This is a genomic window from Streptomyces sp. NPDC058464 (genome assembly GCF_042721035.1).
GTDB lineage: Bacteria > Actinomycetota > Actinomycetes > Streptomycetales > Streptomycetaceae > Streptomyces.
In genome coordinates this window covers 109650-127223 of record NZ_JBHXMA010000021.1, presented here as the reverse complement: position 1 = coordinate 127223, position 17574 = coordinate 109650, and the positions used below count along the sequence as shown (strand labels likewise).

Sequence of the window (17574 nt, the reverse complement as noted above, 5' to 3'; positions counted from 1 at the left end):
GAACACTCCGGCTCCGTAGGCAACACCAGTTGTGTTACGGGATTGCTACAGGGGGTTTTCAGCGGGGGCGCAGAGCCCTCATTGCCCGATCTTGACCGATGCGTGTCACACGGCGAGCAGGGCGCACCGCTCCACCAGGTCGTCCATCGACAGGCCCAGGGCGCGGGCCAGCGCGGCGACGGTGAAGAAGGCGGGGGTCGGCGCCCGCCCGGTCTCGATCTTGCGGAGGGTCTCGGCCGAGATGCCCGCCGCGGCGGCGACCTCGGTCATGCTCCGGCCGCCGCGCGCCTCGCGCAGCAACCGGCCGAGCCGCTCGCCGCGTTCGCGCTCTTCCGGGGTGAGAGGGGTACGTACCATGCCGTCATTCTAACCCGGTCGAGAAAACCGGTATATTAATTGGCATGGTGGAACTGAAGACAGACACATCGCTCGATGCCATGTACGCGGCGGGGCAGGTCGTCGGGCGAGCCCTGACGGCCGTACGCGAGGCCGCCGACGTCGGCGTCTCCCTCCTCGAACTGGACGAGGTGGCACGGGAGGTGCTGCGCGCGGCCGGGGCCTCCTCCCCCTTCCTCGGCTACCGGCCCTCGTTCGCGCCCACCCCGTTCCCCGCCGTCATCTGCGCGTCCGTGAACGACGCGATCGTGCACGGCATCCCGACCGCGTACCGGCTGCGCGACGGCGACCTGGTCTCCATCGACTGCGGCGCCGAACTGGACGGCTGGGCCGGCGACTCGGCGATCAGCTTCCCGGTCGGCGAGCCGCGCACGGCGGACGTACGGCTGATCGAGACGGCGGAGCGGGCGCTGGCGGCGGGCATCGCGGCCGCGGTGGTCGGGAACCGCACCGGCGACATCGCGCACGCGGTCGGGCGGGTGTGCCGCGAGGCCGGCTACGGCATCCCGCAGGGCTTCGGCGGGCACGGCATCGGCCGCCGTATGCACGAGGACCCGGAGGTGCCGAACGAAGGCCGCCCCGGGCGCGGCTTCCCGCTCCGGCACGGCATGGCCCTCGCGATCGAGCCCATGCTGATCAGCAGCGGCCGGGACGGCTACCACGAGGCTCCCGACGGCTGGACCCTGCGCACGAACGACGGCTCCCGGGCCGCTCACGTGGAGCACTCGGTGGCGATCACGGAGGCGGGACCGCGGGTCCTCACCGCCCGGAATTCAAAGAACTGACACAGGCTTTTCCTGAGCATTTCTTATCGTGATATGCGGGCCGGTGGAGCACAAATGAATTCTCCAGAACACTGAACAACGGCGGCGGTCCCCCCGTATACATATCCGTGACGGGCGGAGAAACAGCCGCCCAATCAGCGAAGGAGTTCTCATGGAAAACGTGCGCATGCGAGTTCCGTTCCCCCGGCCCACGCGACGCCAGCCGGTCCCTCCGCCGCCTCCGCCCCAGGGTCGGCGGCGGCCCCGGCCGAATACCAACGGCCGCTGATCACCTGACATAACGCGCCGCAGGCGTACCGGCCGGATTCCGGGTCCGGCCGGTACGCCGCAGGAAAAGTGTGTCTATTACCGCGGTATCGCGTCCGGAGTGGCTCCGGTGCTGAATTCTTTCCGGCGGGCAGGGCGGCCGTAGTCCCTGAAATACACGACGTGAAATACGCACAGTGTGAAATACGCACAGCGTGAAATACGCAGTCGCCAGGCGGCCCGCCGCCCGGACGGCTGGACGTGCCCCCCTCCGGCGGGCGTGCGAAGGTGGTGTGACCGGGCCCTGCAGGGGCACCCGCGTGGACCGGCACGTCGACCAGCGAGCGCGTCCCCCAAGGCGCCGGGACGCCGGAACGGAACGAACGCTCATGAACAGCGGCTACCCCGGACCGGGCGACTACGGACAGGATCCCTTCGGGGAGTTCCTCGCGCGCTTCTTCGGTGGCGGCGGAGCCCGCCAGGGTCCCCGGCAGATCGACATCGGCAGGCTGCTGAGCCAGCCGGCCAGGGAACTGGTCAAGGGCGCCGCCCAGTACGCCGCCGAGCACGGCAGCCGGGACCTCGACACCGAGCACCTGCTGCGCGCCGCGCTCACGGCGGAGCCCACCCGCTCCCTGCTGAGCAGGTCCGGCGCCGATCCCGACTCGCTGGCCACGGAGATCGACGGCCGCGCGGGCCCGGTCCAGCACCCGCCCGGCGAGGCGCCCCCACCGACCTCGCTGTCCCTCACCCCGGCCGTGAAGCGCGCCCTGCTGGACGCGCACGACCTGGCCCGGGCCGGCGGGGCCGGATACATCGGCCCCGAGCATGTCCTGGGCGCCCTCGCCGCCAACCCGGACTCGGCCGCCGGGCACATCCTGAACGCCGCCCGGTTCGCCGCCGCCGGCCTGCCGCCGGACACCGCCGAGACCGACCGCTCGCACGCCGGACCGGACACCCGGCGCCGTACGAGCAGCACGCCGAACCTCGACAAGTACGGCCGCGACCTGACCGAGCTGGCCGGGGAGGGCCGCATCGACCCGGTGATCGGCCGCGACGACGAGATCGAGCAGACCATCGAGGTGCTCTCCCGGCGCGGCAAGAACAACCCCGTGCTGATCGGTGACGCCGGCGTCGGCAAGACGGCGATCGTCGAGGGGCTGGCCCAGCGGATCGCCGACGGCGACGTGCCGGACGGGCTCGCCGGGCGCCGGGTGGTCGCCCTCGACCTGTCCGGCGTGGTCGCGGGCACCCGCTTCCGGGGCGACTTCGAGGAGCGGCTCAACAACATCGTGGGCGAGATCCGCTCGCACTCCGACCAGCTGATCGTCTTCATCGACGAGCTGCACACCGTGGTCGGCGCCGGGGGCGGCGGCGAGGGCGGCGCCATGGACGCGGCCAACATCCTCAAGCCCGCGCTGGCCCGGGGCGAGCTGCACATCGTGGGCGCGACCACCCTCGAGGAGTTCCGCAAGATCGAGAAGGACGCGGCGCTGGCCCGCCGCTTCCAGCCGATCCTGGTGCCGGAGCCGACGGTCCCCGACACCATCGAGATCCTGCGCGGCCTGCGCGACCGCTACGAGGCCCATCACCAGGTCCGCTACACCGACGAGGCGCTGGTCGCCGCCGTGGAGCTCTCCGACCGCTACCTCACCGACCGCAGGCTGCCGGACAAGGCGATCGACCTGATCGACCAGGCCGGCGCCCGGGTCCGCCTCGGCGCCCGCACCAAGGGCAGCGACGTGCGGGCTATGGAGCGCGAGATCGAGCGGCTCACGTGCGACAAGGACCAGGCGGTCGCCGACGAGCAGTACGAGCGCGCCACCCAGCTACGCGACCGCATCGGCGAGTTGAAGACCCGCACCACCGAACTCTCCGGCGAGGACGAGGTGGACGAGGGGATGAACCTGGAGGTGACGGCCGAGGCGATCGCCGAGGTGGTCTCGCGCCAGACCGGCATCCCGGTCAGCAGCCTCACCCAGGAGGAGAAGGAACGGCTGCTCGGCCTGGAGGCCCATCTGCACCAGCGGGTCATCGGCCAGAACGAGGCGGTCGCCGTCGTCTCCGAGGCGGTCATGCGCTCCCGCGCCGGGCTCGCCAGCCCCCAGCGCCCGATCGGCAGCTTCCTCTTCCTCGGCCCGACCGGCGTCGGCAAGACCGAACTGGCCCGCGCGCTCGCCGAGGTGCTGTTCGGCAGCGAGGACCGGATGGTCCGCCTGGACATGAGCGAGTACCAGGAGCGTCACACCGTCTCCCGCCTGGTGGGCGCCCCGCCCGGCTACGTCGGCCACGAGGAGGCGGGCCAGCTCACCGAGGTCGTCCGCCGCCACCCGTACTCCCTCCTCCTCCTGGACGAGGTGGAGAAGGCCCATCCCGACGTGTTCAACATCCTGCTCCAGGTCCTGGACGACGGCCGCCTGACCGACTCCCAGGGCCGCACGGTGGACTTCACCAACACGGTCATCGTGATGACGAGCAACCTGGGCTCGGACGTGATCACCAGGCGCGGCGCCGGCATCGGCTTCGGCCCCGGCGGCGAGGAGGCGACGGAGGAGGCCCGCCGCGAACGCGTCCTGCGCCCGCTGCGGGAACACTTCCGCCCGGAGTTCCTCAACCGCATCGACGAGATCGTCGTCTTCCGCCAGCTCACCGGCGAGCAGCTGCACCAGATCACCGAGCTCCTCCTGGAACACACCCGCCGCATGCTGCACGCCCAGGGCGTCACGGCCCACTTCACGGACGCGGCGGTCAACTGGCTGGCAGAACACGGCTACCAGCCGGAGTACGGCGCCCGACCGCTACGGCGGACCATCCAGCGGGAGGTCGACAACCAGCTGTCCCGGCTGCTCCTGGACGGCACGGTCGCCGAGGGCAGCAGGGTGACGGTGGATGTAGAGGGCGAGCGCTTGGTGTTCAACAAGCAGAACCAGTCAAGCGCCCCTGCCTGAGGCGCACCCCAAAGGGGCGCGGGGCTGTATCGATTTGCGGCTCCGCCGCGTGCGCGCGACCAGCCCCCACGCGCCCGCAGACCGCGAACTACGGAGCCGGATCCACCACCTGCGCGGAACCCCCACCCCGCCGCACGGTCTCAGCCGCCGCCAGCCACTTCCCGCCCGGCAGCCGCTGCACACCCGTCGCCGCCCCGATCTCGGGATTCAACGAGAACGAGTGCCCGATGGCCTCCAACTTCCCCCGCAGATCGGCGTCGTTGTACAACGCCGGTTCCAACTCGGTCTTCGCCGCGTTCCGCTGCGACGCCCGGGGCGCGGCGATCGCGTCCACCAGCGGCAGATGCCGGTCGAGGAACTCGGTCAGCACCTGGAGCACGGTGGTGATGATGGTCGCCCCACCGGGCGAACCCACGGCGACCACAGGCTTGTTCGCCTTGTCGAGCACGATCGTCGGCGAGATCGAGGACCGCGGCCGCTTCCCGGGCCCCGGCAGGTTCGGGTCGTGCACCGCGGGGTTCGCCGGGGCGAAGGAGAAGTCGGTCAGCTCGTTGTTGAGCAGGAACCCGCGCCCGGGCACGGTGATCGCGCTGCCGCCGGTCTGCTCGATGGTCAGCGTGTAGGAGACGACGTTCCCCCACTTGTCGGCGACCGTGAGGTGCGTCGTGTTCTCGCCCTCGTACGTGGTCGGCGCCGCCGTGCCCGTCGACCCGGGGTTGTTCGGGTCACCCGGCGCGACCGGGCTGGTCAGCACCGCGTCGTCGCTGATCAGCTTCGCCCGCTCGTCGGCGTACCGCTGCGACAGCAGCCCCTTCGTCGGCACGTCCTCGAACGCGGGGTCGCCGACCCAGCGCCCCCGGTCGGCGAAGGAGATCCGGCTCGCCTCGATGTAGTGGTGCAGGTACTGCACCTCGCTGGCGTTGGAGAGGTCGGTGTTCTCCAGGATGTTGAGGGCTTCCCCGACCGTCGTCCCGCCGGACGACGACGGCGCGATGGAGTACACCTTCAGCCCGCGGTACCCGGTCTCGGTCGGCGCCTGCAACTTGGCCCGGTAGGCGGCCAGATCCTTCGTGGACAGCTTGCCCGCCCGCGCCTTCCACCCCGAAGCGGGGTCCACCGGCGGGTTGTCGACCGTCGACACGATGTCCTTGCCGAGGTCGCCCTGGTAGATGTCCGCGACCCCCTTCTTCCCCAGCTCCTTGTAAGTCCGCGCGAGTTCCGGGTTCTTGAAGGTGGAGCCCACCACCGGCAGCTGCCCGCCCGGCAGGAACAGCTTCGCCGTGTCGGGGAAGTACCGGAACCGTGTCTCGTTCGCGGCGGTCTGCGTCCGGAAGGTGTCGTCGACGACGAACCCGTTGCGGGCGATCCGTTCGGCCGGTTTCAGCACCGTGGAGAGCCGCTCGCTCCCCCACTGGTTCAGCGCCGTCTGCCAGGTCGCCGGCGTCCCCGGCGTCCCGACGCTCAGTCCGCTGCTCACGGCGTCGGCGAAGGCCAGCGGCTGGCCGTTCTCCACGAACAGGTTGGAGTCGGCGGTCAGCGGCGCGGTCTCGCGGCCGTCGATCGTGTGCACGGTACGGGACTTGGCGTCGTAGTAGACGAAGTAGCCGCCGCCTCCGATGCCGGAGGAGTAGGGCTCGGTGACGCCGAGTGCGGCGGCGGTCGCGACGGCCGCGTCGACCGCGTTGCCGCCCTTGCGGAGCACCTCGATGCCGGCGGCGGTGGCGTCCGCGTCGACGCTGGCGACCGCACCGCCGTAGCCGACGGCCACCGGGGTTTTCGCGGCGGTTGCGGCGCCGGGGGCGGGAGGCGCTGCCGCCCCCACCGACACCACCGCGGCCGAGACCGCCAGGACCGTCAGTTTCCGCGCGACAGGGCGACGCATCCGCACCTCCAGTTCCGGAACGTCCGCGCAGCGTATCGACGGGGCCGCAGCCCCGACAGCCACATTCAGGGCACTGTCATATGACTGCCACACTTCGAACACGGGTACGTTCCGGCCACCTGTGACCGCTAGCATGCGCGCCCATGAATGACGACCTGCGCAACATTATCCTCGGCGTCGTGGCGGCCGGCATCAGCGCGGCGCTCGGCTGGCTGGCCCGTACCTCGCTGTGGCGTCGCAGCCTGCGCCGCAAGCAGGCCTTCTTCGGGCTGCCGGAGAACTCGGAGTCCCTGCTGGTCGTCAACCGCGATCCGGCCACCTCCGAACCGGCGGTCCACCGTTTCGACGTCTTCGCCCTCCTGGAGCTGGCCGCGCTGATCAAGGACTGCGGCGCGAACCTGCAGATGGTGACCCAGGACAACGTCCAGCAGGGCTTCGGCGAGCGGACCGAGTTCTGCGTCGGCGGTCCCGGGTCGAATCGCCGGATGCTCGCCCACATGTCGGCGATGCTGCCCGGCGTCCGCGTCAACATCGACCCGGAGCCGGGCCCGGACCGCGGCGCCTTCCAGATCGGCACCGAGCGCTACCGGCTGGATCCGGGCATCACGGAGTACGTGCTGCTGGCCCGCCTGACCGCCGGCCAACGCCCGGACGCGCGCCCGGTGTTCCTCTTCTGCGGACAGCGCGCGATCACCAACCAGGCGGCCACCCGCTACCTCGCCCGCAACCACCAGCGGCTCGCCCGCAAGCACGGCAACAACTCCTTCGTGCTGCTCCTCAAGGTCGTCAACTCGCAGGCGTACGGCCCTGACGTGGTCGAACTCGTCGAGGACGTCACCCGTGCCGCCCAGGCGCCGCTGCCGCCCGCCGCGACCGAGACCGCACCCGCCTCGCACCGCGCGTCCTGACTACCTGCACCCTTCAACAATCGTTACTCGCACGTAACTTACCGACGGGTTACTTGCGGTAAGAGGTCGCGGTTACCGTCGGGTCACTTTGCATTGACACGTATGGGGAGTGACCTGTGGGAACCCAGCGCAAGGCCCTGCGCACGACCGCCGTGGGCGCCGTCTCCGCGACCCTGATCGCCGGAGGCGTCCTCGGGTTCACCCCCGCCGCCCAGGCCGCCACGAACGGCGTCCGCTTCGTCGACATCACCGGCGACGGCGGTACGACGCTCAAGGCGAACGTGGTCACGCCCGCGAGCGCCGACGGCACGCACCGCTACCCGCTGCTCGTCATGCCCACGAGCTGGGGCTTCCCCCAGGTCCAGTACCTGGCCCAGGCCCAGAAGCTCGCCGACTCCGGCTATGTGGTGGTGGCCTACAACGTCCGGGGCTTCTGGCAGTCCGGCGGCGAGATAGAGGTGGCGGGTCCGCCCGACGTGGCCGACGCCTCCAAGGTGATCGACTGGGCGCTCGCCAACACCCCGTCCGACGCCGGGCACATCGGCATGGCCGGCGTGTCGTACGGCGCCGGCATCAGCCTGCTCGCGGCCGCACATGACCAGCGCATCAAGGCGGTCGCCTCGCTCAGCGGCTGGGCCGACCTGATCGACTCGATCTACTCGGGCCGCACCGAACACTCCGAGGCCACGGCCGTGCTGGACGGCGTCGGCCTCGTCACCGGGCACCCGAGCGCGGAGACCAGCCAGGCCCTCAAGGACTTCTTCGCCGCCGACCTGTCCAAGGAACAGGAACTGATCGACTGGGGAAAGAAACGTTCCGCCGCGACCTATGTCGACCAGATCAACAAGAACGGCGCGGCGATCATGCTCGCCAACGCCTGGGGCGACACGATCTTCCCGCCCAACCAGATCGCCGACTTCTACGGCAGGCTGACCGGCCCCAAGCGGCTCGAACTGCGCCCCGGCGACCACGCCACCGCCGAGCTGACCGGACTGTTCGGGCTGCCCAACGACGTGTGGACGGACACCGAGCGCTGGTTCGACCACTACCTCAAGGGCGCGGCCAACGGGATCGACCGCGAGCAGCCCGTGGAGCTCAAGTCCCGTTCCACGGGCGGCTACGAGGGCTATCCGGACTGGAAGTCGGTCGGCGCCACGCGGCGGAAGATCGATCTCGCGGGCACGGCCACCGTGCACGCCAACGTCGACTCGGGCGCGGACGGCGGGACCGTCTTCCTCTCCAGCATCCTCGACCAGGTCGCCCAGCTGCCCCCGGTCGCCTCGATCCCGCTGCTGCCCCGGCGCTGGGCCGCCGTCTGGCAGTCCGAGCGGTACGGCAGCGCCCAGCAGGTGCGCGGCACCGCCCGGTTGCACGCCACCCTCACCCCGACCGCCGAGAGCGGCACCCTCGTCGCCTACCTCTACGACGTGGGGCCGCTCGGCCTCGGCAAGCTGGTCACCCACGCGCCGTACACCTGGCACGGCCGGACGCCCGGCAGGGCGTTCGGCGTGGACCTGGACCTGTTCGCCACGGCCTACGACGTGCCCGCCGGGCACCGGCTCGCGCTGGTGGTCGACACGGTGGACCCGCTCTACATCGAGCACAACCCGTCCGGCGCGCAGCTGACCTTCTCCTCGCCGGTGGACGACCCGTCGTACGTGTCCGTTCCGCTGCGCGAGCAGTGATCTCCGGCTGCCGCCGGCCGGGCCTGGCCCTGGCTGCTGCCCCCTACGGCAGCAGCGTCCCCGGTTCGGCCGGGGCCACCTCGGCGGCCCCGGTCCTGGGACTGTGCTGCTCCCGCCTGGCCACCCAGCCGGCGAACCACGAGAGCAACATGCACATCCCGATGTAGATCGGCGAGATCACCATCACCACAGGGATGAAGGGCAAATCGTAGTCGAGGTTCGAGGCGATCAGTTTCCCGGCATGGAGGAACTCCTCGTAGGTGATGAGATAGCCGAGCGAGGTGTCCTTCAGGGCCACCACGAGCTGGCTGATGATGGCGGGCAGCATGGCCCGTACGGCCTGCGGCACCAGGACGTACGACATGACCTGTGTCTTGCGCATGCCGAGCGCGAACGCGGCCTCCCGCTGGCCGCGTTCGACGCTGTTCACCCCGGAGCGGAGAACCTCCGCGAGCACCGAGCCGTTGTAGAGGGTGAGTCCGGCGACCAGCGCGGGCAGGGGCTGGACCTTCAGCGCCACGAAGACGAAGAAGATCATCACCAGGACGGGCATGGCGCGGAAGAACTCCACGACGACGGTGGCCGCCCAGCGCACCGGGCGGTGCTCGGAGAGCCGTCCGGTGGCCAGCAGCCCGCCGAGCACGAGGGAGAGGACGGCCGCCGCCGCGAAGGCCTTGAGCGTGTTGCCGAGGCCCCGCAGAAGGAGTTCCTGGATTCCCTGGTAGGCGAAGGGCATCCACTTCGTGGAGGTGAACTGGCCGGTGTCGAAGAGGAGATACAGGATCCAGGCGAGCAGGGCGAGGAGGACGGCCGTCGCCAGGACTCCGTACAGCTTGTGCCGTCTCCTGGTGGCGGGCCCCGGGATGTCGTAGAGCGCGGTGGCCTCGCTCATCGGGCGACTCCCCAGGTGCGCTCCATCAGGTTGAACAGGGCGCTGATGGCGAGGGTGATGACCAGGTAGCCGACGGCGATCCAGACGAAGGTCCAGACGATGTTGTAGCCGAGTTCGCTCAGCGTCCGGTAGGTGCCGAGGAGTTCGGTGACGCTGAAGGCGCCCGCGATCGCGGAGTTCTTGGCGAGCGCGATGAGGGTGGAGCCGACCGGCGGGATGACCGACCGGAACGCCTGGGGCAGGATCACCAGTTGGAGGGTCTGCCCGAAGGTCATGCCGAGACTGCGGGCCGCCTCGCCCTGTCCCCTGGGCACCGTGTTGATGCCGGAGCGCAGCGCCTCACAGACGAAGGCGGAGGTGTAGCAGCCGAGGGCGAGGACCGCGAACACCTGGAAGGGCAGCACCAGTCCGAACCGGGGCAGGCCGAGCAGCACCGCGAAGAACAGCAGCGTGAGCGGGGTGTTGCGGAGCACGGTGACCCAGGCCGTGCCGAAGATCCGCAGGGAACCGACGGGCGCCACCCGGAAGGACGCCATCAGGAAGCCCAGGAGAAGGGCCAGCACCGAGGAGTAGACGGTCAGTTCGAGTGTGCCGAGGAAACCCTGGGCGTACGTGTGGAAGTTGTCTGTCAGTACGTTCATGCCGTCCTCGCTCAGCTCGCGGGATAGCGGTCGATCGGGGGCGGCGTGGGGGCGGGTACGCCGGACAGGCCGAGCGTCGCCTCGTACGCCTTCTTCCAGTCGCCGTTCTTCTCACGTGCCTCCAATGCGTCGTCCATCGCGAAGCGCAGGGCGGTGTCGCCGCGGGGGACGCCGATGCCGTACGGCTCCTCGGAGAAGGGCCTGCCGACGACCTTGAGTTCGTCAGGCGCCTTCGCCGCGTAGCCGATGAGGATGGCGTCGTCGGTGGTGACGGCGTCGACCTGGTAGGTGAGCAGGTTGTCGACGCACACGGAGTAGGTGTCGTAGGCGACCAGGACCGCCTTCGGGTAGTCGGCCTTGATCCGCTGGTACGGCGTGGAACCGGCCGCCGAGCAGACGCGTTTGCCGGCGAGGTCCTGGGGGCCGTGGATGTCGTTCTCGTCGCGGCGGACCAGAAGGGACTGGCCCGCCATGTAGTACGGCCCGGCGAAGCCGACGAGCTTCTTGCGGTTGTCGTTGATGGTGTAGGTGCCGACGTAGTAGTCGATCTGGCCGTTCTGCAGGGCGGTCTCGCGGTTGGCGGAGGCGATGGTCCGGAAGCGGATCTTCTTCGGGTCGAGGCCGAGGGAGGCGGAGATCATCCTGGCGATCTCGATGTCGAAGCCCGAGTAGACGCCGGTGGCCGGGTCCCGCTCGCCGAGGTAGGGCTGGTCCTCCTTGACGCCGACGACGAAGTACCCGCGTTTCTTCGCCCGGGTCCAGGTCGGGGAGTCCGGCAGCCGGAAGTCCTGCGCGACCTCGTAGTCGGGGAGCCGGTCGGCCGCGGGGCCCTTCCGCGGCGGGCTGCCCTCCTTGCCGCAGCCGGCGACGCCGAACACGGCGCCGGCGCCGACGAGCAGCGCGGTGAGCAGAGTCAGGACGGCGGGCAGACGGGAGCCGGGCGTACGGGTCGTACGGACCATGGGTGGTGTGCTCCCCGCTCAGTGCTTGAGGATCTTGGACAGGAAGTCCTTGGCGCGCTCGCTGCGCGGGGCGGTGAAGAACTCCTCCGGGGCGCGGTCCTCGACGATGCGGCCGTCGGCCATGAAGACGACGCGGTGGGCGGCGGAGCGGGCGAAGCCCATCTCGTGGGTGACGACGACCATGGTCATGCCGTCCCGGGCGAGCTGCCGCATGACCTCCAGGACCTCGTTGATCATCTCGGGGTCGAGGGCGGAGGTGGGTTCGTCGAAGAGGAGGGCCTTGGGCTCCATGGCCAGGGCACGGGCGATGGCCACCCGCTGCTGCTGGCCGCCGGAGAGCTGTGCGGGGTACTTCTCGGTGTGCGCCAGCAGGCCCACGCGGTCGAGGAGTTCACGCGAGCGCCGGTCCGCCTCGTCCCTCTTGCGTCCGCGGACCTTGATCTGGGCGAGGGAGACGTTCTGCAGGGCGGTCTTGTGGGCGAACAGGTTGAAGGACTGGAAGACCATGCCGACCTCGGCGCGGAGCGTCGCGAGGGCCTTGCCCTCCTGGGGCAGCGGCCGCCCGTCGAGGGTGATCGTCCCGGACTCGATGGTCTCCAGGCGGTTGATCGTCCGGCACAGCGTCGACTTTCCCGACCCCGAGGGGCCGATGACCACGACCACCTCTCCCCTGCCGACGGTGAGGTCGATGTCCTGGAGGACATGGAGCTCGCCGTAGTACTTGTTGACGTCCCGCAGTTCGATCAGAGGATCGACGGCCATCCGCAGCCCTACCCGCTCTCAGCTGTGTCGTGGTTGCCGCAAACTATCCAGCCGTGGGCGGGCTCGATGCACGACACGCACTTTTCGGGCATTAGCCGTATTTACGCCGTCTCTGTCGCGCGCGGGGCGCCGTCGTTCAGGCCTCGGCGACCTCCGCGTAGAGCTGCGAGAGCTCGGGGACCCCGCTCGCGGCCCAGTCGTGTCCCGACTCGACGACCTCGAACTCCCGCCCGGACGCCAGCCGTACGACCGGCTCCCCGTCCGCCCGGATCTCCCACTCGGCGCCGGGCACGGTCCGGATCAGGACGGTGCCCAGATACAGGCCCGCGTCGGTGCCGAGCCAGATCAGGGTGTCCTCGTCGTCCCGCCAGCGCGGGAGCAGCTGGTCGAGGGCCTCCAGCGAGGCCGGGGTGTCGTCGAGCGCGACACCCTCCTCGGCCGCCTGGGCGCGCAGGAGTTCGCACTCGGCGAGCAGATCGGGGTCGGCGACGTGCGGGACGTCACCGGGCTTGCCGTGCCTGTTACCCAGAAAGGGGATGTTCATGGTCCCAGGTTGACACTCACACCTCCAGGTCCACCACCACCGGGGCATGATCGGAAGCGCCCTTTCCCTTGCGCTCCTCGCGGTCGACGTAGGAGTCCTTCACGGCTTTGCCGAATGCTTCGTTGCCGTACACCAGGTCGATACGCATGCCGCGGTTCTTGGGGAAGGCGAGCTGGCGGTAGTCCCAGTAGGTGTACGGGTGGTCGTACTTCAGCGGGCGCGGGACGACGTCGGTCAGGCCGGTCCCGCGCAGGGCGGTGAGCGCGGCGCGCTCGGCCGGGGTGACATGGGTGAGGCCCTCGAAGGCGGCCGTGTCGTAGACGTCGTCGTCGGCCGGTGCCACGTTGTAGTCGCCGAGGACGGCGAAGGGGCGGCTGCCGGCCGCGTCCCCGGCGACGGCGGCCTGCAGCGCCTCGAACCACTGGAGCTTGTAGGCGTAGTGCGGGTGGTCCACCTCGCGGCCGTTGGGCACGTACACCGACCAGACCCGGACCGGGCCGCAGGTCGCCGAGATCGCGCGGGGCTCCACACTGCCGTCGTAGCCGGGGTCGCCGGGCAGCCCCTTGACGACGTCCGCCAGGCCGACCTTCGACAGCACGGCCACGCCGTTCCACCGCCCGGTGGCGTTCACCGCCGCCTCGTAGCCCAGCTCGCGCAGCGGCTCGAACGGGAACTGCTCCTCGGCGACCTTGGCCTCCTGGAGGCAGAGCACGTCGGTGCCGCTGCTCTCCAGCCAGGCGAGGAGCCTCGGCAGGCGGGCGGTGATCGAGTTCACGTTCCAGGTCGCGATGCGCATGCCCCACAACCTACCGGGCCCCTCTGACAACCGGCCTCAGACGTCCGCCGAGGCCCCCGGCGCGAGCCGCTGGTGGTCCGCGCCGCCCAGGGCGCCAATCTGGCGGTCGTAGATCGGCCGGGCCAGGTCGGTGAGCAGGGCGTCGTGGATGTCGTAGGCGCGCCGCGGCTTCACCTCGCGGACGTAGTCGATGACCTCGGAGATCTTGTTCCAGGGGGCCATCACCGGGAGCATCAGCGTCTCGACGGGGTGGTCGGGGACGGTGAGGGCGTCGCCCGGGTGGAAGACCTTCCCGCCGTCGACGAGGTAGCCGACGTTGGTGATGCGCGGGAGGTCCGGGTGGATCACCGCGTGCAGCTCGCCGTGCACCTGGACGTCGAAGCCGGCGGCGGTGAAGGTGTCGCCGTGGCCGACGGTGTGCACCCGGCCCGGGAAGGCCGCCGCGAGCTGGTCGGCGACGGACTTCAGGGTCCAGATCTCGGCGGCCGGGTCGGCGTCCAGAGCGGCCCGCAGCCGGCCCTCGTCGAAGTGGTCCGGGTGCTCGTGGGTGATCAGGATCGCGTCCGCGCCGACGGCCGCGTCCTCCTCGCTGAACCCGCCGGGGTCGAGGACGAGTGTGCGCCCGTCCTTCTCCAGGCGCACGCACGCGTGGGACTTCTTGGTGAGCTTCATGGTCACCATCCTGCCCCCGACCCACCCTCCGGTCCTCGGCGAACCCCCCGATGCCGGGCAGTCCCTCAGCCCTCGGGGGTGGTCTCCTCGCGGATGATCTGCTGGGCCACCCGGAACGCGCTGTTCGCGGCCGGCACCCCGCAGTACACCGCCGCCTGCAGCAGCACTTCCTTGATCTCGCCCGGGGTGAGGCCGTTGCGCAGCGCGGCCCGGACGTGGAAGCCCAGCTCCTCCAGGTGGCCGCCCGCGACCAGCGCGGTGAGCGTGACACAGCTGCGCGAGCGCCGGTCGAGTCCGGGCCGGTCCCAGATCTCACCCCACGCGTAGCGGGTGATGAACTCCTGGAAGTCGCCGGAGAACTCGTCGGCCTGCGCCAGCGCCCGGTCCACGTGCGCGTCCCCGAGCACCTCCCGGCGGACCTTCAGACCCGCGTCGTACGGGTCGGGCCGCCCGAGCGGCTGGGGCGGTACGACGGCCGGCGCGATCTCGGCGATCGGCGCGACCTGGGGAGCGACCTGCGGCACGGCCTGGGGCACGGCCTGGGGCACGGCCTGGGGCGCCGCGAGCAGGACCGGCTTGACCGGAGCGGCCGGGATGGCGATCTGCCCGGTGGTCGAGTCGTAGGCGGGCTGCCAGGCGGCGGAGAAGTGCCGCACCAGCAGCTCGGTGACGGCCGCGGGCTGCTCGACCGGGACCAGGTGGGAGGCGCCCGGTACCACCGCGAGCCGGGCGTCCGGGATCCCGGCGACCAGGGTGCGGGCCTCGGCGGGGCCGGTGACCTGGTCGTCGGAACCGACCAGGACGAGCGTCGGTACTCCGATCCGGGCGAGCTCGTGCCGTACGTCGAAGCCGGCCAGGGCCTCGCAGGCGGCGATGTAGCAGCCGGGGTCGGTGGTGCGGACCATCTGGACGGCCCACTCGGTGATCGCGGGCTGGGCGGCGGCGAACCCGCCGGTGAACCAGCGGTCGGGCGAGGTCCGGGCGATCGGGTCGAGGCCGTTCGTCCGTACGATCACCCCGCGCTGCCGGAACTCGTCGGCCGTCCCGAACCGGGGCGAGGTGGCGACCAGCGCCAGCGAGGCGATCCGCTCCGGGTGCCGCAGGGCCAGCTCGACGCCGACGGCACCGCCGAGCGCGCAGCCCGCGTAGCCGAAGCGCTGCACGCCGAAGGAGTCCAGCGTGGCCAGCAGCCGCGCGGTCAGCTCGGCCACGGAACCGGCCGGGTGCGCCGGGGCACCGCCGTGCCCGGGCAGGTCGTAGCGGAAGACCCGCCACTGCTGGATCAGCTCCGGGATCTGCCGGTCCCACATGTGCCAAGTGGTGCCCAGGGACGGGCCCAAGACCAGTACGGGGGCCTCTTCCGGCCCGTCAAAACGGTATTGCAGGGTGTTGGACGTACTCTCACTCACCCGGCTCACGCTCCCACATCTCACGATTTCTCACGTACCCGGGTGCGATCCCCGTGCAAGCCGTCCCCCGTCGTGGCGGCTTCGCGAAGATCCCCTGCACCCGGCTTCACATACGACCGCCGCGTACCGGGGCTCAGTGGAGGTGGGTGCCGCTCTCCTGAAATTCCTTGTCGCGCCCGGATTCTCGTTGCCGCCAGGCGCCGGGGGGCTCGCCGTGGTGGCGGCGGAAGGCGGCTGCGAAGGCGTAGGGCGAGCTGTAGCCGACGCTCCGGGCGATGCCCGCCATGCCGAGGTCGCCCGTACGCAGATGGTCGCGGGCGAGGGTCATGCGCCAGTCCGTCAGGTACTGCATGGGGGTCTGGCCGAGCGCCTCGTGGAAGGTCCGTGCGAAGGCGGCCCGGGACAGGCCGCTGACTGCGGCGAGTTCGGGGACCGTCCAGGGACGGCCCGCGTCCTCGTGCATGGCCTGGAGTGCGGCGCCGAGGCGGGGGTCGGCGGAGGCGCGGTACCAGCGGGGTGCGTTCGGGCTGCGGCGGAACTCGCTGCGGATGGCGAGCACCAGGAGGACGTCGAGGAGTCGGTCGAGCACGGTGGACTGGCCCGGTTCGGGGTGGGCGAGCTCGTGGGAGAGCAGGGCGATCACGTCCCTGAGCGGATCGCCGACGGCTGCCTGCAGGGTCAGGACCCGCGGCAGGGCTGTGAGCAGCCCGTTGCCGATGTCGCCGGAGAACCGGTAGGCGCCGCAGAGGAACACGGTCGCCCCGGGGGTGTCCGACTCCCCGTCGGTGGCGTGCCGGGCCCTGAACTCCTCCGGTCCGAGGCAGTCGGTGCCGGGCTCGTGGCCGATGTAGTGGTCGGTACCGCCGCGTACGAGGGTCACCTCGCCGGGCATGAGTTCCACCGCGCGGCCCGGGTCGTCGGCGTCGAACCACAGCCATCCCCGGCCCCGGACGACGGTGTGCACGGACAGCTGGATCGTGCCGGCCAGCCGCAGCCCCCACGGGGGCTCGGCGACCGTGCGGGCGAACACCGCGCCGCCGGCGCGAGCCCGCGCGAGGTGATCACGCAGTAGGTCCATACGACCAGTATCAGCAGGGCGATCTCCATCGGCAACGATCAGAGCGTTTGACGTAAAAGAACGAGCGATTCGCACATTGATCCGCTCCCACGGTCTCTCCCACGCTTGAGCCATGACTGAATCACCGCAGACCACGCTCGTTCTCGGCGGCACCGGCCGCACCGGCTCGCTCCTGGCGAAGAGGCTCGTCGAGCGGGGGCGCGGCGTCCGTACCGCGGCCCGGCACGGCGCCGACGTGCCGTTCGACTGGGACGACCCGGCGACCCACGCCGACGCCCTGCGCGGCGTCGGCAGCCTCTACCTCGTCACGCCCGTCATGCGGGTCGCGTACGCCGACCAGGCCGCGGCCTTCCTCGACCTCGCCGAGGCCGCCGGGGTACGCCACGTCACCTACCTGAGCACCTACGGCGCCGACGGCGTACCGCCGCAGATCGACATCAAGGCCGTGGAAGCCGACCTGGCCGCCCGGTCGACGCTCACCCACTCCGTCGTGCGCCCGGCCTGGGTGATGCAGAACTTCACCGACGACCACCTGCCCGTCGTCGACGGGGCGATCACGGTCCCCACCGGCAGCGGCAGGGAGGCCTTCGTGGACGCGGCGGACATCGCCGCCGTCGCGGCCGAGACGCTGCTCGCCCCCGAGGTCCACGAGGGCGCCGTGTACGCGCCGACCGGCCCGCAGGCACTCACGGTCGCCGAGGTCGCCGACATCATCACCGCCGTGACCGGACAGTCCGTCACGCATCAGGACCTCGACCCCGAGGCATGGATCGGCGGCGCCGTCGCCGCCGGAATCGTGCCCGCCGACTACGCGGTGATGCTCCGCTGGCTGACCGGCACCATCCTCACCGGCCACGGCTCCACGCCCAACGACGACATCGAGAAGGTCACCGGCCGGAAGCCGACCGCCTTCCGCGAGTTCGCGCGGCGCAACGCCCGCGCCTGGACGGCGACGGCGGCCGTGTGAC

Annotated in this window: 16 protein-coding genes; 5 read left to right on the top strand and 11 right to left on the bottom strand. The window is 70.8% G+C overall.

Features of this window, described 5'->3' with window-relative positions:
- Positions 1-105: 105 nt before the first annotated feature.
- Complete coding sequence (locus tag ACFWPQ_RS26730; RefSeq protein WP_361301825.1) at positions 106-357, bottom strand: helix-turn-helix transcriptional regulator; 252 nt, start codon at positions 355-357, stop codon at positions 106-108.
- Between the two features lie 44 nt (positions 358-401).
- On the opposite strand from ACFWPQ_RS26730, the gene map reads away from it, so the two are divergent.
- Both map and ACFWPQ_RS26720 read left to right on the top strand, forming a co-directional pair.
- Positions 402-1181 (top strand): type I methionyl aminopeptidase, encoded by a 780-nt coding sequence (gene map / locus ACFWPQ_RS26725; RefSeq protein ID WP_384039685.1) that lies wholly within the window; start codon positions 402-404, stop codon positions 1179-1181.
- 635 nt (positions 1182-1816) lie between these two features.
- Positions 1817-4375, top strand: a complete 2559-nt coding sequence (locus ACFWPQ_RS26720; protein ID WP_384039682.1) for an ATP-dependent Clp protease ATP-binding subunit — start codon at positions 1817-1819, stop codon at positions 4373-4375.
- An 88-nt stretch (positions 4376-4463) separates the two neighbouring features.
- On the opposite strand, the gene ggt is transcribed toward ACFWPQ_RS26720, so the two are convergent.
- Positions 4464-6257, bottom strand: a complete 1794-nt coding sequence (gene ggt / locus ACFWPQ_RS26715) for a gamma-glutamyltransferase (protein ID WP_384039679.1) — start codon at positions 6255-6257, stop codon at positions 4464-4466.
- Between the two features lie 143 nt (positions 6258-6400).
- On the opposite strand from ggt, the gene ACFWPQ_RS26710 reads away from it, so the two are divergent.
- Together ACFWPQ_RS26710 and ACFWPQ_RS26705 are read left to right on the top strand one after the other, a co-directional pair.
- Positions 6401-7165, top strand: a complete 765-nt coding sequence (locus tag ACFWPQ_RS26710; protein WP_384039676.1) for a hypothetical protein — start codon at positions 6401-6403, stop codon at positions 7163-7165.
- 116 nt (positions 7166-7281) lie between these two features.
- Positions 7282-8850, top strand: a complete 1569-nt coding sequence (locus tag ACFWPQ_RS26705) for a CocE/NonD family hydrolase (RefSeq protein ID WP_384039673.1) — start codon at positions 7282-7284, stop codon at positions 8848-8850.
- Positions 8851-8893: 43 nt separating this feature from the next.
- Here the strand turns inward: ACFWPQ_RS26705 and ACFWPQ_RS26700 are convergent, their stop codons facing one another.
- The 9 genes from ACFWPQ_RS26700 to ACFWPQ_RS26660 all read right to left on the bottom strand — a co-directional run bounded on the left by ACFWPQ_RS26700 (position 8894) and on the right by ACFWPQ_RS26660 (position 16606).
- Positions 8894-9742: an amino acid ABC transporter permease gene (locus ACFWPQ_RS26700; RefSeq protein ID WP_384039670.1), complete on the bottom strand. Its 849-nt coding sequence runs from the start codon at positions 9740-9742 to the stop codon at positions 8894-8896.
- The gene (locus ACFWPQ_RS26695; protein ID WP_384039667.1) at positions 9739-10383 is read right to left on the bottom strand and encodes an amino acid ABC transporter permease; all 645 of its coding nucleotides are present in this window, start codon (positions 10381-10383) and stop codon (positions 9739-9741) included. The genes ACFWPQ_RS26700 and ACFWPQ_RS26695 overlap by 4 nt, the downstream gene beginning before the upstream one ends.
- Positions 10384-10394: 11 nt before the next feature.
- Entirely contained in the window at positions 10395-11345 is a 951-nt protein-coding gene (locus ACFWPQ_RS26690) for a glutamate ABC transporter substrate-binding protein (protein ID WP_384039664.1), read from the bottom strand.
- An 18-nt stretch (positions 11346-11363) separates the two neighbouring features.
- Entirely contained in the window at positions 11364-12107 is a 744-nt protein-coding gene (locus ACFWPQ_RS26685) for an amino acid ABC transporter ATP-binding protein (RefSeq protein WP_384039662.1), read from the bottom strand.
- Positions 12108-12243: 136 nt separating this feature from the next.
- On the bottom strand, positions 12244-12651 hold the full coding sequence (locus tag ACFWPQ_RS26680) for a DUF6278 family protein (RefSeq protein ID WP_384039659.1): 408 nt from the start codon (positions 12649-12651) through the stop codon (positions 12244-12246).
- Between the two features lie 16 nt (positions 12652-12667).
- Positions 12668-13447 carry an exodeoxyribonuclease III gene (locus ACFWPQ_RS26675; protein ID WP_384039656.1) on the bottom strand — a complete coding sequence of 260 codons (780 nt, stop codon included), beginning with the start codon at positions 13445-13447 and terminating at the stop codon, positions 12668-12670.
- Between the two features lie 36 nt (positions 13448-13483).
- Positions 13484-14119 carry an MBL fold metallo-hydrolase gene (locus ACFWPQ_RS26670; protein ID WP_361301792.1) on the bottom strand — a complete coding sequence of 212 codons (636 nt, stop codon included), beginning with the start codon at positions 14117-14119 and terminating at the stop codon, positions 13484-13486.
- A gap of 65 nt (positions 14120-14184) precedes the next feature.
- Positions 14185-15528: a 4-carboxymuconolactone decarboxylase gene (gene pcaC, locus ACFWPQ_RS26665; RefSeq protein WP_384039652.1), complete on the bottom strand. Its 1344-nt coding sequence runs from the start codon at positions 15526-15528 to the stop codon at positions 14185-14187.
- Positions 15529-15661: 133 nt separating this feature from the next.
- Positions 15662-16606 (bottom strand): cupin domain-containing protein, encoded by a 945-nt coding sequence (locus tag ACFWPQ_RS26660; RefSeq protein WP_384039650.1) that lies wholly within the window; start codon positions 16604-16606, stop codon positions 15662-15664.
- 112 nt (positions 16607-16718) lie between these two features.
- Between ACFWPQ_RS26660 and ACFWPQ_RS26655 the strand changes: the two genes are divergently transcribed.
- Positions 16719-17573 (top strand): NmrA family NAD(P)-binding protein, encoded by an 855-nt coding sequence (locus ACFWPQ_RS26655; protein ID WP_384039647.1) that lies wholly within the window; start codon positions 16719-16721, stop codon positions 17571-17573.
- Position 17574: the final 1 nt, after the last annotated feature.